Raw genomic sequence first — 15744 nt, forward strand, 5'->3', positions numbered from 1 at the left:
TGTATGCGCGGTGCTGCGCGCTCGCGTGTCAGCGATCCGATGTGGGCATGCGGCGCTGCAGCCAGTCCAGCAGCAGCCGGTTGACCGCTTCCGGCCGCTCTTGCTGCATCCAGTGCCCACAGTCGCTCACCGTGTGGCGCTCCAGGTCGGGCACGATGTGCTCCATGCCTCGGGTCGTGGAGGGCGGCAGGAAGCAGTCCCGGTCTGCGCACAGCATGAGCGCTGGCACCGTCACCTGATCGGGCCGTCCCTCGGTGTCGGCCCAGTTGCGCGGCAGATTGCGGTACCAGTTCAACGGTCCGGTGAAACCGGTGCGCCGAAAGGCCTGTGTGTAGTGAGCAATGGCGGCCTCGTCCAGAAAGCGCTCCCCCATGAGTTCGGGCACGCCGAGAAACAGATCGGCCGGCAACGCACGCGCGTGCACAGAACGCTGGTTGAATTCGTCGATGCTCATCGCAGGCCGGCGCATCAGGCGGTCGAACAGCGTGTCGAGGTTCGCTGTCAACAAGGCCTCACCGGCGCCCGGGGTCTGGAAGAACACCATGTAGTTGTCCGGTCCGCGCGTGCGGCGCATGGTTTCGGCCAGGTCGGTGTCGGTGCGCCGGGTGTAGGGCGTGCACAGAGACACCACGCCGTGCAGACGGTCAGCGTGATCGCGCGCCAAGGTCCAGGCCAGTGCGCCGCCGAAGTCGTGCCCAACCACCACGGCCTTGGCGATACCCAGTGCATCGAGCAGCCCCAGCACGTCCTGCGCCAGATTCGCCATGCGGTAGTCGGCCACCTCGCCATGTGCGCCGGTGTCGCCATAGCCGCGCAGATCCGGCGCGATGGCGCGGTAGCCGGCTGCCGCGAGCGCATGCATCTGGTGTCGCCAGGAATGGGCCAATTCCGGAAAGCCGTGCAACAGCAGCACAGCAGGCCTGTCCGTCAATGGACCTACAGGCTCAGCCACCTGTACCGCCATCTGTAATCCATTGGTGGATACAAAGACCAAAGGGGTCATCTGAAAGCTCTCCAGTGCTTCAAAAATAAGGGCAGCGCATGCTGCGCTGCAGCGTTTCAAGGAAGGACAAAACCGCTCAAGATGGATGGATAAACGTCGATATCGCTGCTTTGCGAAGTGCGCCATGACTGTCAGCCCTGCGCCCTCCAGCAATCCTTTGCTGGCCCTCCTGGACCTCATTTCCAGCGCGCTTGTCCTGTTCACGCCTGAAGGACGGGTGGCCTTCGCCAACCGTGCGGCCAAAAAGATACCGGCACGCCCGATTCTGAGTTTGCCCAGCGATCCGCAGATCAAGAATCTCATTCGCGACATCAGCCTGGGCGCGGGCCAACGCCAGGTCGAAGTCGATATCGACGTGAACTCGGATGAGGGCATGGTGCCGTTGCGCTGCACTTTTGCTCCGCGCCCCATTGCTGGCCTGGTGGCCATGGCGCTGACCGAGCGGCTGGTACTGCAGACGCCTGCCCCAGCGGACGAGCTGTCCACACCCGCACCCGCACCGCCTCCACGGATGAGCCTGCAGCAGATCATGGACCTGCTGGAAGACGAACTCATGGGCCCCCTGGACAGCACAGCTTCTGCCCTGCGCGACCTGAATCTGCTGGATGACCACCCGGCGGCCCTGGCCGTGCAGGTCTTGCGTGAGCGGCTCGACCGGCTCTCCGACCTGATCGGTATTTTTGGCGACGATGTGCTGATCGGCGACGACCGCATGGTCATGCCGGACATGGTGCGCGACATCTGCCAGGAACTGGCCCCGCTGGCCCGTGCGTCCGGTACCGGCTTCGTGCTCGAAGGCGACAAGGTCGATCTGCCCCCGGTCTATGGCAGCCAGCGGCTCATCCGGCGCGCGCTGATGGAATGCCTGCGCAACGCCATCGAGCACGCCGGCAAACCCAGCACCATCGACGAGAAAGCCTTGGTGCGTGTGCGCTTCCACTCGGCGGGGCATCACCTGCTGATCAACATCCGCAATCTGGGTGTGTTGCCCGGTGTCGCTCTCGAGCGCTACGCCCACGGCCTGTTCCGTCCGGTGGACGAGCCGGCATCGGCTGCCGAGGAACCCACCCTGCGCATCGGGCTGCCCATGAGTCACCGCATCCTGCAGTTGCACGGGGGGCGGTTGCGCTACGACGGCACACCCGGAGAGATCGACGTGCGGCTGGAGATTCCCACGGGTGCCCGCCACCAGGACACACAGCAGCTGGATCTGTTGCAGGCCCAGCTCTACGCGCAGGACCTGTCCCGCCTGATCGCCCGTTCACGCCCCCGGAGCCCCACATGAGCACCCGCATCCTGATCGTCGATGACCACCCCGACATCCGCAAACTGATCCAGTTGACCCTGGAGCACCTGGAAGACGCCGAGCTGCACGAGACGGACAACGGCGGTGATGGCTGGCGCCTGGCGCAGAGCATCAAGCCCCACCTGATCCTCCTGGACGTGATGATGCCCGGCGAGCTCGATGGTTTCCAGGTGTGCCAGAAGATCAAGGCGGACCCCGCGCTGTCGCACACCAAAGTCATCCTGCTGACGGCCCGCGCCCAGCAGACCGACCGTGCCCTGGGTGAGCAGGTGCAGTGCGACGCCTACCTCGCCAAGGCCTTCAGCCCCCTGAAGCTGCTGGAAACGGTCGACACCTTGCTCGGGCGATGCCGCTGATGCCTGCATCGAAAACCGCCATTCCCAGCCCCCGGCATGTGGCCATCCGAAAGCTTCAGTGCCTGGGCCACTGGTTGTCTCGCCAAAGCCTGCGCACGCAGGTCGACATTCTGGTCATCACGTGCACTCTGGCTTGCACCCTCCTGCTCAGTCTCTACGCCTACCAGCGCCTGAGCGTCAACATCCAGCAGGACGCGCGTGCCTGGGCGACCTCTGCGTCGCGCCTGGCGGCGCACCTGGCCACCAGCACCGATCCGAACCGGCCTGAGGACATCTCTTTCGCCGCCCTGACCGGTGTGCTCGAAGAGACCGCGTCGCTCCCCGGTGTTCGCGAAGTCCGTCTGGTACGTCCGGACGGCTGGCTCCAGGTCCAGTCCGAACGACGCGACAACGCCACCGTGCGCAGCCTCTTCCCGCGCGGCCAGCGTGTGTCCCCTCCTGCCTCACCCCAGATCAACGGCCACAACACCATATCGGTTTACACGCTGTTGGCGGTTCCCGATATGCCCGACAGCATCCCAACGGCCACTGACTACCTGGAGCACGGCTGGATCGAAGTGCACGTGTCCACCCAGGGCGCGCTGCTGGGCGCTGCCTCCGAGTGGTTCACCAGTTGGCTGCTGACCATGGGGGCCCTGACCGCAGCGCTGTTCATCCTTCGGCGCTGCCTCATGAAGTCGATCGGGCCGATCATGGCCTTGGCCAAGCTCTCGACACAGATCGCTCAGTCGCCCGGCCTCACCGCCCACGTGCCCTGGAGCAGCCGCGAGGTGCGGCGGCTGGGTCTGGCACTCAATGCCGCGTCGCGTGAACTGGGGTTCCAGATCGGCCACACACAACGGCAACTGTCGCGCCTGCGAGCGGTGCTGGACACGGCCGCCGACGCCATCATCAGCGTCACGCCCCAGGGCCTGATCGACAACGCCAACCGTGCCAGCGAACACATCTTCGGCCCCACGTCAGGGGCCTTGCATGGGGCGCCACTGACGCTGATCCTGCCCAGCCTGAGGATTCAGGAACTGGAGCAACTGATGCGCAACGGCACGCTCATTCACAGCACCAAGAGCCGTACCTGCCGGATCGAATGCCAGGCCCTGCGCGGCAACGGCACAGCGTTTCCGGTGGATGTGCTGATCAGCGAAGTCAACAACGATCCGGACATCCGCTACACCTGCATCGTGCGTGACCTGACCGACCGCAAGCTCGATCACGAGAACCTGACGCTCTACAGCCGCGCGGTCGACTGCGCGCTCAATGGCATCGTGATCAGCGACGCCCGCAAGCTGGCCCATCCCATCGTCTACGCCAATCGCGCCTTCAGCCGGATCACCGGCTATGCACCGCAAGATGTACTGGGGCAGGACCTGTCCATCCTTGACGGCGCAGCCACCAATCCGGAAGACCTGGCGCTGCTGGCGGAGACCATGCACCGCGGCGGATCGCTCACGACCACGCTCGTCCACCACCGCCGGGAGGGCGCCCCTTTCCACAACAAACTGTCGATTTCACCGGTCCGCAATGACGCCGGAGTCATCACCCACTACATCCATGTGATGGAGGACGTCACAGGCCAGATCGAGGTCAAGCAGCGCCTGATCGAGCGCACCGCACGTCTCAACGCGGCCTTTCACCTCAGTCCCGACGGTTTTGCGGTGTTCGACAAGGACGGCGAACTCACCTCCACCAATCCTTCCATGCGGGCGATGATCGGCATTCCCCCGGAACAGTGCAATGGCCAGGAATTCGACGCGTGGTTCCGTTCGCTGTGCGAAAACCCCGAGACCTACCGGCCCGTCGAGCAGGTGGGCACCGCCAATCTGCGCGACGTCATGATCCTCACGCACCCCTACCCCCGCGTGGTGCAACGCGAAGTGCGGCGCAATCTGGCCGGCAGTGGCGAAACCATTCTGTACTTCCAGGACATCACGCAGCAAACGGAACTCGATCGCATCAAGAGCGACTTCCTGGCCACCGCAGCGCATGAACTGAGAACGCCGCTGGCCAGCATCCTCGGCTTCACCGAGCTGATGCTGCATCGCGAATACCCCGAGCACAAGCGGCGCGAACTCCTGCAAACGGTGCACCGCCAGAGCGAATTGCTGTCGCACCTGATTCAGGAACTGCTCGACCTTTCACGCATCGAAGCGCGGCAAGGTAAAGACTTTCACATCGTTCCAACGCGGCTGGGTGACATCATCGACAACGCGGTGGCCGACATGGGTCACCAAGAAGCCGGTCGCACCATTCACGTTGAAGGGGCGCTGGCACTTCAGGTCATGGCTGACACCGAAAAAATCGAACGTGCGTTGCTCAACCTGCTGAGCAACGCGTTCAAGTACTCGCCCCCGGGCAGCCAGATCCGCCTGACGGTGGACACCGATGCCAGCGAGGGGGCGGCCTGTGCACGCATCCGGATCAGCGATGAAGGTCTGGGCATGACGCCAGCGCAAATGGCGCGCGCGTTCGAGCGCTTCTATCGCGCCGACACCTCGGGCAGGGTTCCAGGCACCGGCCTGGGCCTGTCCATCGTCAAGGAAATCGCCGAGCTGCACGGTGGATCGGTTGGCCTCAGCAGCAAGCCGGGACAGGGCACCACCGCCACGCTGCGGCTGCGCCTGAGCCCCACCCCGCCCCAGGCCGACTGACCCAGCACTGTCTCAATCAGGCAGGAACAGTGCCTGCACGTCGCTCAGAAAATCGAAGCCGAGGGCGGTGGGCATGACCTCGTCGCCCCGTACGGTGAGCCAGCCACGCTGTTCGGCCTCGCGCAGGCGGGCAGCCAGGCTCGACAGCGGCAGGCCGGTGCGGGCCGCGAAATCGGTGAGCAGAAACCCTTCACGCAGACGCAGGGCATTGAGCATGTACTCAAAAGGCAGGTCGCGCCGCGCCACCTCGTCGACGCTCACCACCGGATCGCCCGCCAGAGCCTTTTCCATGTAGAGCCGCGGCTCGCGCGCCCGCACCTGCCGCACCACGCGGTGCGCAAAACTGAGCTTGCTGTGCGCTCCGGCGCCCAGCCCCAGGTAGTCGCCGAACTGCCAGTAGTTCAGGTTGTGGCGGCTGCGATGCCCCGGCCGGGCGTAGGCCGAGACTTCGTAGCGCTGCAACCCGGCTTCGCCGGTGCGCTCGGTGATGCGGTCCAGCATCGCGTAGGCGTCGTCCTCCTCCGGTACGGCAGGCGGAAACTTGGCGAACACCGTATTCGGTTCGATGGTCAGGTGGTAGATGGAAATGTGCGGCGGCTGGAAATCCAGCGCGGTGCGGATGTCCTGCTCGCATTCGGCCAGCGACTGCCCGGGCAGCGCATACATCACGTCGAGGTTGAAGGTGTCGAAAGCCTGGGCCGCCTCTTCGACGGCAGCCAGCGCCTGGGCCCGGTCGTGCACGCGGCCCAGGGCCTTCAGGTGCCGGTCGTTGAAGCTCTGCACCCCGATCGACAGGCGCGTGACGCCGGCCTGGCGGAAGGCGCGGAAACGGTCGCGCTCGAACGTGCCGGGGTTGGCTTCGAGCGTGATTTCGGCGTCGGCGTCGAGCCGTACCCGCGCCCGCAGATCGGCCAAGAGGCGATCGATCGCCTCGGGCGAAAACAGGCTGGGCGTGCCGCCTCCGATGAACACGCTGTGGACCGGACGACCCCAGATCAGCGGCAGCGCGGCTTCCAGATCGGCGCGCAGGGCATCCAGGTAGGCCTGCTCGGGCAGCGGTGCCCCGGCGGCGGCCGTCGCCGACCACTCGTGGGAATTGAAGTCGCAGTACGGGCACTTCTTCAGGCACCACGGCAGGTGCACATACAGCGACAGGGGAGGCAGGCCTTGCAGTTGCAAGGTGCCGGGGCGCATCCAGTGGCGGACGTCGCTCCAGTGGGGCGTTTCGCTCATGGCTGAGCAAACCAGCGGGTGCGCATCAGCTCAAGCATCTGCCGGGCGGCTTTGCCCCGGTGGCTGTGGGCGTTCTTGACCGCTGGCGGCAATTGCGCGAACGTCTGGCCGAATTCGGGCAGGAACATGACCGGGTCGAACCCGAAACCCTGCTCACCCACGGGAGCCTGCGTGATCAGGCCGGGCGCCCGGCCCGTGGCCACCAGCGGCTCCGGGTCGTCGGCACTGCGCAGCGCCACCAGGGTGCTGACCAGCGCGGCACGCCGGTCGCTCACACCCTGCATCTGTTCAAGCAAGGCCCGCACATTGTTGGTGTCACCCTTCTCGTAGCCGAAGCGCGTGGCGTAGTAGGCGGTGTCGACACCGGGTTGCCCACCGAAAGCCTCCACGCACAGACCGGCATCGTCGGCCAGCGCCGGCAGACCGCTCACTTGTGCGGCGTGCCGGGCCTTGGCCAGCGCGTTTTCGATGAAGGTGTGGTGGGGCTCGGGGGCTTCGGGAATCCCCAGTTCGGCCTGCCGCACCAGTTCCACGCCCAGCGGCGCAAACAGCGCCTGCAACTCGGCCAGCTTGCCCGGGTTGTTGGATGCAAGGACCAGCTTCATGCGCCCAATGCCGCCTTCTGGGCACCGATCAGTTCGCCAATGCCTTTTTCGGCCAGCGCCAGCAGCGCGTCCATTTCCTTGCGGGTGAAGGCCACGCCCTCGGCCGTGCCCTGCACCTCCACGTAGTGACCGGCGCCGGTCATGACCACGTTCATGTCGGTATCGCAGGCCGAGTCTTCCACGTACTCCAGGTCCAGCAACGGTTGCCCGTCCAGGATACCGACCGAGATCGCGGCCACGTGGTCCTTGATCGGCGACGCTGCCAGCTTGCCTTCGGCGATGAGTTTGTTCACCGCGTCCTGGGCCGCCACGAAAGCGCCGGTGATGCTGGCGGTGCGCGTACCGCCGTCGGCCTGCAGCACGTCACAGTCGAGCGAAATCGTGCGCTCGCCCAAGGCTTTGAGGTCGAACACCGCGCGCAGCGAACGCCCGATCAGGCGCTGGATTTCCTGTGTGCGCCCGGTCTGCTTGCCCTTGGCGGCTTCGCGGCTGCTGCGGGTGTGGGTGGCGCGCGGCAGCATGCCGTATTCGGCCGTCACCCAGCCTTCGCCGCTGCCTTTTTTGTGGGGCGGCACTTTTTCTTCCACCGACGCGGTACACAGCACCTTGGTGTGGCCGAATTCGATCAGCACCGAGCCCTCGGCGTGCATCGTGTAGCCGCGGGTGATGCGCACGGGGCGCAAGGCATCGGCGGCCCGTTGGCCAGGCCGGGAGGAAACAGTCATGGGAAAACCTCGAAATCAGTGATGAACTGGGTGATGAGCCGTCAGGCCGACAGGCCGGACGCTCAGCCCGGAATGCGGCAACACCGGCTCGACCGCGCCACCCCTGGGGTGCGGTGGTCACAGAGGTGACGAGCGCTACGCATTTTTTTCCGCTGTGCGCCGGATCGCCTCGTTGATTTCGGCAATCGAACGCTCGATCGCCTCGTCATCCAGATCCTCGACCGACGGATCGGGCACGCCCGACTGGATGGTCGAGGCGAAAACGCCTTCTTCGATGTCTTCGGTCGACACCCGGGTGGTCTGGAATTCGTCGGGCGTCTCCCATTCCATCGCCAGCACGGTGACGTTGTCGCAACGTGGACCGCCCCGTTTGAGGGCCATTTCGACCAGCTCAGGCACGGCGTGTTCGAGCGGATGCCGGGCCAGTTGGTCCGCAATCTCGAAATCCTTGACGGTGCTCCACAGCCCGTCCGAACACAGCAGCACCCGGTCGCCCTGTTGCAGTTGCACCGGGCCGGAAACGTCGTACACCGGCTTGGCGGGCGAGCCCAGGCACGTGAAGAGGATGTTGCGGTTGATGTGCTCGGTGGAGCGGCCCAGGTGGGCCTGTTGCTCGATGTAGGAATGGTCGCGCGTGCGGGTCAGCAACTCCCCTTCGCGCACCAGGTACAGACGGGAATCACCGCAGTGAATCCAGTGCACGTGGTTGCGTTCCATCACCGCCGCCACCAGCGTGGTGCGCGGGGTGTCCAGCATGCCTTTTTCCGCAGCGTACCGGATGATCTGGTGGTGGGCAGCCATCAGCGCGCTGGAGAGGAAGTCCGGCACCTCGCGCACGGTCGGGCTGGCCGCCTTCTGGAAATAGGCCGAAAAGGTCTGCAGGGCCAACTGGGCCGCCATGGCACCCTCGGGATGGCCCCCCATGCCATCGGCCAGCACGAACAGCCCGGACTCGCGGGTATATGCATACCCCATGCGGTCCTCGTTGCGTTCGCGCCCTCCCTGCCGACTGATCTGATAGACCGAAAACTTCATTTGAAGCGGGTCCCTGCGGCGGTGGTCTTGCGGGCCGCCCGTTTGTTGTCGGAAACGATGTTGTCGAACTGCAGACGCATCTTTTCAGCCACTGTCAGCTTGGTGTAGCTGCGTTCCGTCTCCCGACTGAGTTCCTTCTGCAAGGCAAACACCGACTGCGGGCGGGACAGCGGATCGAGCGACATGCACCATTCGACCACCTCGATCAGGTTGTCGGAATAAACACCGCGCAGACGCGACAGTGCCAGCGACAGACGGTCTTTTTCCAGCCGCTGAGGCGCATCGTTGGGCGGGTAGCCCTGCATGCTGGCGTAGATGCAGGCGCCGATGGCGTAGATGTCGGTCCACGGCCCCATGCTCGAGTCGCGCCGGTACATCTCGGGCGCGGCAAAACCGGGCGTGTACATCGGACGGATGAAGTTGCCTTCCTTGCTCAGCACTTCGCGGGCAGCACCGAAGTCGATCAGCACCGCGCGGTTGTCGTCGGTGATGAAGATGTTGGCCGGCTTGATGTCCAGGTGCAGCATCTTGTGCTGGTGCACGATGCGCAGGCCACGCAGCACCTCGTCGTAGAGCGAACGGATGGTCGACTCGCGAAACACCTTCTGCTTCTTGAGCTCGCGCGCGGTGATGATGAATTCCTGCAGGGAAGCCCCCTCCAGGTAGTTCATCACCATGTAGACGGTCTCGTTCTCGCGAAAGAAGTTGAGCACGCTCACCACCGACTGGTGGGAGATCTGCGCCAGCGCGCGCCCTTCTTCAAAAAAGCTCTTGAGCCCCAGCCGGTAGAGTGAGAGCTTTTCCGGCTGCACCTGGGGCAGCAGTTCACCAGGCCCGCGGGAAGCCAGCGACGATGGCAGGTATTCCTTGATGGCGACCTGCTGGCCCTCGGTGTCCACGGCCAGATAAACCACCCCGAATCCGCCCGCCGCCAGTTTCTTGACAATGCGGTAGCCGCCGATCACGGTGTCCGGCGGCAAGGGGGCGGGCTTGACCTTTGACATAATTTGAACGGCTTCCGGAACGCCTCGTTTTGGACCACTCAACTTCAGGGCCCCATATTCGATGGCAGTTTACAGCATGACCGGCTACGCCACAGCCCAAACTGGCGGGCCTGCGCAAGGCAGTTCCGACACTCCCCAGGCCGCGCTCGGTCTGGAAATCCGCTCGGTCAACAGCCGCTTTCTCGATCTGGTTTTCAAGTTGCCGGAAGACCTGCGCGGCACCGAACCCGCTCTGCGCGAGCTGCTGTCCAGCCGGCTCAAGCGCGGCAAAGTGGAGGTGCGCGCCTGGATCGAAGGCCGCAGCGACAGCGGCCCGCCAGCCCCCAACCCCTCGGATCTGCAGCGCCTGGTGAACCTGCAGGACGGCATCCAGGCCTGGTGCCCCAAAGCCGCTCCGCTGTCGGTGGCCGAGATCCTGCAACTGACCTCGCGCCAGCAGGCCCAGCCCGGCCGCTGGAACGACAGCCTGCTGACACTGGCCCAGACCACCCTGGGCGGCCTGATCGAGGCCCGCGAGCGCGAAGGCCAGAAGCTGGCCGCCATGCTCAAAGACCGGCTCGGGCAACTGCGCAAGCTCGCCAAAGAGGCCCAGCCCCTGGTGCCCGAACTGGTGGCCCAGCAGCGGCAGCGCTTTCTGGACCGCTGGAACGAGGCCCTGGGCAATGCCGGCGCCGATGCCGCCAGCGCCAGTGCCCAGGACCGGGCACTCGCCGAGGCCACGGCCTTTGCCATCCGCATCGACGTGGCGGAAGAACTGACCCGCCTGGCCGCTCACCTGGACGAAATTGAACGCCTGCTCAAAAAGGGCGGCGAAACCGGCAAACGGCTGGACTTCCTGATCCAGGAGTTGCACCGGGAAGCCAACACCCTGGGCGCCAAATCCTCCAGCCTGGAGCTCACCCGCATCTCGGTGGACATGAAAGTCCTGATCGAGCAGATGCGTGAGCAAGTGCAGAACATCGAATGACCAAGGCCATGGACTACCCTGGAAACCTGTTTGTCGTGGCGGCCCCCAGCGGTGCCGGCAAGTCCAGCCTCGTGAAAGCCCTGATGGAGCTGGACAAGCGGGTCTCGCCCTCCGTGTCCCACACCACCCGCGCGCCGCGTGGCCAGGAGGTGCACGGCCGCGAATACTATTTCGTCAGCCACGAGACCTTCGACCAGATGGTCACGCAGAACGCTTTCCTGGAATGGGCCAGCGTGCACGGCAACCGCTACGGCACCTCCAAGACCGCCATCGAGCAGCGCATGTCCCAGGGGGTTGATGTGGTGCTGGAGATCGACTTCCAGGGGGCCATCCAGGTCAAGCGGATCTTTCCCAACGCGGTCCTGGTCTTCATCCTCCCCCCCAGCTGGGAGGAACTGCGCTCGCGGCTGGAGCGCCGCAACGAGGACAGTGCCGAAACCATCGAGCTGCGCCTGCAGAACGCGGCCCAGGAAATGGCCCACGCCCGGGAATTCGATTTCGTTATAATCAACGAGTTGTTCGAGCGTGCGCTTTTCGACCTGAAAGCCATCGTCCACGCTCAGCGCCTGCGTTATGGAGCGCAGCGCATCGCCCGCGCCGACACCTTTGGCGCCCTCAACATTCACTGACTTTCCGAGAGAACGCCATGGCACGCATCACCGTCGAAGACTGCCTGGAGAAAATCCCCAACCGTTTCCAGCTCGTGCTGGCCGCCACCTACCGCGCCCGCATGCTCAGCCAGGGCCACGCCCCCAAGATCGAGAGCAAGAACAAGCCGGCCGTGACCGCTCTGCGCGAAATCGCTGACGGCAAGGTGGGCCTGGAAATGCTCAAGAAGGTTCCGACCTGAGCACTCTCTTCCGGCAGTGCGCCGCCCCAGACGGGCTGCCCCGCCCCAACAAAAAGGCCCGCAACCGCGGGCCTTTTTGTTGGGGTCTCCATGCGGACAGTGCCCCTGCCAATCAGGCCGCGCCGATGTTCGGCACCAGTGCACCCGCGTCGTGCCCGGCCTTGTACGCGGCCGTGAAAGCCAGCATGCGGTCGATCGGCTGCCGGGCACGCGGGATCAGCGCCGGATCCACCTCGATGGCGTTCAGCCCCCGCTCCAGCACCTGCGCAACCCCTTCCAGGCCGTTCATCGCCATCCAGGGACAGTGAGCGCAACTCTTGCAGGTGGCGCTGTTGCCGGCCGTGGGCGCCTCGAAGAACACCTTGTCGGGATTCTGCTGGCGCAGCACATGCATCATGCCGTTGTCGGTGGCAACGATGAACTCGCGGGCAGCCATTTCGCGGGCAGCCTTGAGAATGGCCGACGTGGAACCCACCGCATCGGCCAGCGCGATCACATCGGCCGGGCTTTCGGGGTGCACCAGCACCTTGGCCTGGGGATGCTCCTGCTTGAGCGCCTCCAGCTCGAAGCCCTTGAACTCGTCGTGCACGATGCACGAACCCGACCACATCACCATGTCGGCCCCGGTTTCGCGCTGGATGTAGGCCCCCAGGTGCTTGTCGGGCGCCCACAGAATCTTGTGCCCCTTGTCCTTGAGGGCCTGCACGATCTCCAGCGCACAGCTGGAGGTCACCAGCCAGTCGGCCCGGGCTTTCACCGCGGCGCTGGTGTTGGCGTAAACAACGACCGTGCGGTCCGGATGAGCATCACAGAACGCGCTGAATTCGTCGATCGGGCAGCCCAGATCCAGCGAGCAATTGGCGTCGAGATCGGGCATGAGCACGGTTTTCTCCGGGCTCAGGATCTTGGCCGTCTCGCCCATGAACCGCACCCCCGAAACCACCAGGGTGGTGGCAGCGTGGTCGCGCCCGAAACGGGCCATCTCCAGCGAATCGCTGACGATGCCCCCGGTTTCCATGGCCAGGTCCTGCAAGTCCGGGTGCACGTAATAATGCGACACCATGACCGCGTTGCGTTCCTGGAGCAGGCGGCGAATGCGGTCCTTGAGCTCGGCACGCCGTTTGGGACCGGGCTCGACCGGCACGCGCGCCCAGGCATGCTGGGTCGGGCAGGCAGGCTGCTCGTACTCGACGTCAATGACGGCGGAATCGGAACTGTTCATGGCGGGGGCGACTGTCACGAAAACGCGGTATCAGGAATCAAAGAGCGTCGAAACGCATCGAAAAATCAATGGCCTTGACGTCCTTGGTCAAGGCACCGATGGAGATGCGGTCAACCCCGGTTTCTGCAAGGCCGCGCACGGTCTGAAAACTCACGCCGCCCGAGATTTCGAGGATGGCGCGACCGGCATTGAGGCGCACCGCTTCGCGCAGGGTCGGCAGGTCCATATTGTCCAGCAGGATCATGGTCGCACCGCAGCGGAGGGCTTCTTCGAGCTGCGGCAGGGTCTCCACCTCGATCTCCACAAACCGGGCCTGGGGCGCGTCGGTCTGCACCTTCTGCAGCACGGCCGCCACCCCGCCTGCGGCGGCGATGTGGTTTTCCTTGATCAGGACCGCGTCGTACAGGCCGATGCGGTGGTTCACCCCGCCGCCGGTCTTGACCGCGTACTTCTGCGCGAGGCGCAGCCCCGGCAGCGTCTTGCGCGTGTCGACAATGGCCGCGCGGGTGCCAGCGACCGCCTCGACGAATGCCCCTGTCTTGGTCGCCACGGCCGACAACAGTTGCAGGAAGTTCAGCGCCGTGCGCTCGGCGGTCAGCAGGGACTGGGCCCGGCCCTCGATCTCCAGCACCACCTGATCGGCACCGCAGCGCTGGCCCTCGGCCACGTGCCAGTGCAGGCGCGCCTGGGCATCGCAGGCCAGCACCGCCGCTTCCACCCAGGGGCCGCCGCAGATCACCGCCGGCTCGCGCGCCAGGATGCGGGCCCGCGCGGTCCGGCCGTTGTCCACCAGGGCAGCGGTCAGGTCACCGGTGCCGACATCTTCGGCCAGCGCGCGCGCCACATCGGCACGCGCCAGCGCGGCAAGGTCTTCGGCTGTGAAGTCAGACAAATGTTTCATGGGGGTCGAGCATACCGGGATCGAAATGACCAGATGGAATATAGTGCGCCCCACTGTGACCACCTCATGAGGAACAAACCATGAGCTCAACCAACACGAGCGGACCATCCGCCACGCCCTACGGCACGTTGCCGGCCGCTTCGCCTCTGCCGGCGCGCAAGCCGGTGAGCCTGCCGCGTCTGGCTGAAATGCGCGAACGCGGCGAGAAGATCACCATGCTCACCGCCTATGACGCCACATTTGCCGCCGTGGCCGATGCTGCCGGGGTGGAATGCATTCTGGTCGGCGACTCGCTGGGCATGGTCTGCCAGGGTCTGTCGAGCACCACCGGTGTCACGCTGGAGACCATGTGCTACCACACCGAAAGCGTGGTGCGGGGCCTGCGCCGGGTGCAGGGCACGGCCTGGGTGATCGGCGATCTGCCCTTTGGCAGTTACCACGAATCCAAAGAACAGGCCCTGCGCAGCGCAGCCGACCTGCTGCGCGCAGGCGCCCACATGGTCAAGCTCGAAGGCGGTGGCTGGACCGCCGAAACCGTGCGCTTCCTGGTCGAACGCGGCATTCCCGTGTGCGCCCACCTCGGTCTGACACCCCAAACCGTCCATGCCCTGGGTGGCTACCGGGTACAGGGGCGCGGTGACGCCGCTGCCCTGCAACTGCGCCGCCACGCGCTGGAGCTGCAGGACGCGGGCGCCGGCATGCTGGTGCTGGAAATGGTGCCGGCACTGCTCTCGGCGGAAATCACCACGGAACTGCAAACCTGCCACACCATCGGCATCGGCGCCGGCAAGGGAACCGCCGGCCAGGTGCTGGTCATGCACGACATGCTGGGCATCAATCTGGGCAAGAACCCCAAGTTTGTGCGCAACTTCATGGAAGGTCAGTCCAGCGTGCGAGACGCCATGGCGGCCTACGTGCGCGCCGTCAAGGACGGCAGCTTCCCCGACGACAGCCTGCACGCCTGGTAGACCCGTCCCCGCCAGAGGCCCGCCAGCCTCTGCCTGCTCATCGCTCCCTCATGAAAATCGTTCACACCATCGCCGACCTGCGCGCCGCGCTCGCGCCCTTTCAATCGCCGGCCCTCGTGCCCACCATGGGCAACCTGCACGAAGGCCACCTGCAACTGGTGCGTGCCGCCCGGCCGCTGGGCGACGTGACGGTGGCGTCCATTTTTGTCAACCGCCTGCAGTTTGCCCCGCACGAGGACTTCGACACCTACCCGCGCACCCTCGAAGCCGACTGCGCCAAGCTGGCCGCGCAGGGTTGTGATGTGGTGTTCGCTCCCTCGGAAAAAGAGCTCTACCCGGAACCCCAGGGCTTCAAGGTTCTGCCGCCCCCCGATCTGGCTGACATCCTGGAGGGCCACTTCCGGCCGGGCTTCTTCACCGGTGTGTGCACGGTGGTCATGAAGCTGTTTCAGTGCGTGTTCGCGACCGCCAGCCAGCCTGGCCATGCGATCTTTGGCAAGAAGGACTACCAGCAGCAGATGATCATCCGGCGCATGGTGCAACAGTTCAACCTGCCCGTGCACATCGTGGGCGTGGAAACCGAGCGGGCTGCCGATGGCCTCGCGCTGAGTTCGCGCAACGGCTACCTGAGTGACACCGAGCGTGCCGAAGCGGTGCAGCTCTCGCTCGCACTGCGCGCCTTGGCGCGCGATGCGCTGGCCGCCGGCCATGGATTGCCCGACCAGCTACCGGCACTGGAACAGCAAGCACTCCAGGCCCTGGCCGGCCGGAACTGGAAACCCGACTACCTGACCGTGCGCCGGCGCACAGACCTGCAGCCGCCGACCGCCGCCGACGCAGCGGCACCGGCATCGCTGGTGGTGCTGGGCGCAGCCCGGCTGGGCCAGACCCGCCTGATCGACAACTTCGAAATCTGAGCCGGGC

Annotated in this window: 16 protein-coding genes; 8 read left to right on the top strand and 8 right to left on the bottom strand. The window is 65.3% G+C overall.

Annotated elements, in window-relative coordinates:
* Window positions 1–28: 28 nt before the first annotated feature.
* Window positions 29–1183, bottom strand: a complete 1155-nt coding sequence (locus tag L0977_RS21090; protein ID WP_326491096.1) for an alpha/beta fold hydrolase — start codon at window positions 1181–1183, stop codon at window positions 29–31.
* Here L0977_RS21090 and L0977_RS21095 point away from each other — a divergent pair.
* Genes L0977_RS21095 through L0977_RS21105 form a run of 3 tightly spaced genes read left to right on the top strand, consistent with a single transcriptional unit; the run spans window position 1128 to window position 5310 of the window.
* On the top strand, window positions 1128–2288 hold the full coding sequence (locus L0977_RS21095; protein ID WP_234266835.1) for a sensor histidine kinase: 1161 nt from the start codon (window positions 1128–1130) through the stop codon (window positions 2286–2288). The two genes, L0977_RS21090 and L0977_RS21095, sit on opposite strands and share 56 nt — an antisense overlap.
* Complete coding sequence (locus tag L0977_RS21100; RefSeq protein WP_234266836.1) at window positions 2285–2665, top strand: response regulator; 381 nt, start codon at window positions 2285–2287, stop codon at window positions 2663–2665. Before L0977_RS21095 ends, L0977_RS21100 begins: the two co-directional genes overlap by 4 nt.
* Window positions 2665–5310 carry a PAS domain S-box protein gene (locus tag L0977_RS21105; RefSeq protein ID WP_234266837.1) on the top strand — a complete coding sequence of 882 codons (2646 nt, stop codon included), beginning with the start codon at window positions 2665–2667 and terminating at the stop codon, window positions 5308–5310. Before L0977_RS21100 ends, L0977_RS21105 begins: the two co-directional genes overlap by 1 nt.
* A 12-nt stretch (window positions 5311–5322) precedes the next feature.
* Here the strand turns inward: L0977_RS21105 and hemW are convergent, their stop codons facing one another.
* The 5 genes from hemW to L0977_RS21130 all read right to left on the bottom strand — a co-directional run bounded on the left by hemW (window position 5323) and on the right by L0977_RS21130 (window position 9912).
* Window positions 5323–6543, bottom strand: coding sequence for a radical SAM family heme chaperone HemW (hemW, locus tag L0977_RS21110; RefSeq protein ID WP_234266838.1), 1221 nt, complete (start codon window positions 6541–6543; stop codon window positions 5323–5325).
* Entirely contained in the window at window positions 6540–7148 is a 609-nt protein-coding gene (gene rdgB / locus L0977_RS21115) for an RdgB/HAM1 family non-canonical purine NTP pyrophosphatase (protein ID WP_234266839.1), read from the bottom strand. The genes hemW and rdgB overlap by 4 nt, the downstream gene beginning before the upstream one ends.
* Window positions 7145–7873, bottom strand: a complete 729-nt coding sequence (rph, locus tag L0977_RS21120; protein WP_234266840.1) for a ribonuclease PH — start codon at window positions 7871–7873, stop codon at window positions 7145–7147. Before rph ends, rdgB begins: the two co-directional genes overlap by 4 nt.
* Before the next feature lie 135 nt (window positions 7874–8008).
* Window positions 8009–8908, bottom strand: coding sequence for a PP2C family protein-serine/threonine phosphatase (locus L0977_RS21125; protein WP_234266841.1), 900 nt, complete (start codon window positions 8906–8908; stop codon window positions 8009–8011).
* A complete protein-coding gene (locus L0977_RS21130) occupies window positions 8905–9912 on the bottom strand; it encodes a serine/threonine protein kinase (protein ID WP_234266842.1) in 1008 nt (335 codons plus the stop codon). Before L0977_RS21130 ends, L0977_RS21125 begins: the two co-directional genes overlap by 4 nt.
* Before the next feature lie 61 nt (window positions 9913–9973).
* Between L0977_RS21130 and L0977_RS21135 the strand changes: the two genes are divergently transcribed.
* From L0977_RS21135 to rpoZ, 3 genes are read left to right on the top strand one after another with little or no spacing between them, the layout of a single operon-like run.
* On the top strand, window positions 9974–10879 hold the full coding sequence (locus L0977_RS21135; protein WP_234266843.1) for a YicC/YloC family endoribonuclease: 906 nt from the start codon (window positions 9974–9976) through the stop codon (window positions 10877–10879).
* 8 nt (window positions 10880–10887) lie between these two features.
* Window positions 10888–11508, top strand: coding sequence for a guanylate kinase (gmk, locus tag L0977_RS21140; RefSeq protein WP_234266844.1), 621 nt, complete (start codon window positions 10888–10890; stop codon window positions 11506–11508).
* A gap of 17 nt (window positions 11509–11525) precedes the next feature.
* Window positions 11526–11729 carry a DNA-directed RNA polymerase subunit omega gene (gene rpoZ, locus L0977_RS21145; protein ID WP_234266845.1) on the top strand — a complete coding sequence of 68 codons (204 nt, stop codon included), beginning with the start codon at window positions 11526–11528 and terminating at the stop codon, window positions 11727–11729.
* Window positions 11730–11841: 112 nt separating this feature from the next.
* Here the strand turns inward: rpoZ and nadA are convergent, their stop codons facing one another.
* Together nadA and nadC are read right to left on the bottom strand one after the other, a co-directional pair.
* A complete protein-coding gene (nadA, locus tag L0977_RS21150) occupies window positions 11842–12951 on the bottom strand; it encodes a quinolinate synthase NadA (protein ID WP_234266846.1) in 1110 nt (369 codons plus the stop codon).
* Window positions 12952–12988: 37 nt separating this feature from the next.
* Window positions 12989–13852: a carboxylating nicotinate-nucleotide diphosphorylase gene (gene nadC, locus L0977_RS21155; protein ID WP_234266847.1), complete on the bottom strand. Its 864-nt coding sequence runs from the start codon at window positions 13850–13852 to the stop codon at window positions 12989–12991.
* 80 nt (window positions 13853–13932) lie between these two features.
* On the opposite strand from nadC, the gene panB reads away from it, so the two are divergent.
* Together panB and panC are read left to right on the top strand one after the other, a co-directional pair.
* Window positions 13933–14820, top strand: a complete 888-nt coding sequence (gene panB / locus L0977_RS21160) for a 3-methyl-2-oxobutanoate hydroxymethyltransferase (protein WP_234266848.1) — start codon at window positions 13933–13935, stop codon at window positions 14818–14820.
* Window positions 14821–14870: 50 nt separating this feature from the next.
* On the top strand, window positions 14871–15737 hold the full coding sequence (gene panC, locus L0977_RS21165; protein ID WP_234266849.1) for a pantoate--beta-alanine ligase: 867 nt from the start codon (window positions 14871–14873) through the stop codon (window positions 15735–15737).
* The last annotated feature ends 7 nt before the right edge of the window (window positions 15738–15744 follow it).

Source organism: Hydrogenophaga sp. NFH-34, from assembly GCF_021401345.1.
Lineage (GTDB): Bacteria > Pseudomonadota > Gammaproteobacteria > Burkholderiales > Burkholderiaceae_C > Hydrogenophaga > Hydrogenophaga electricum.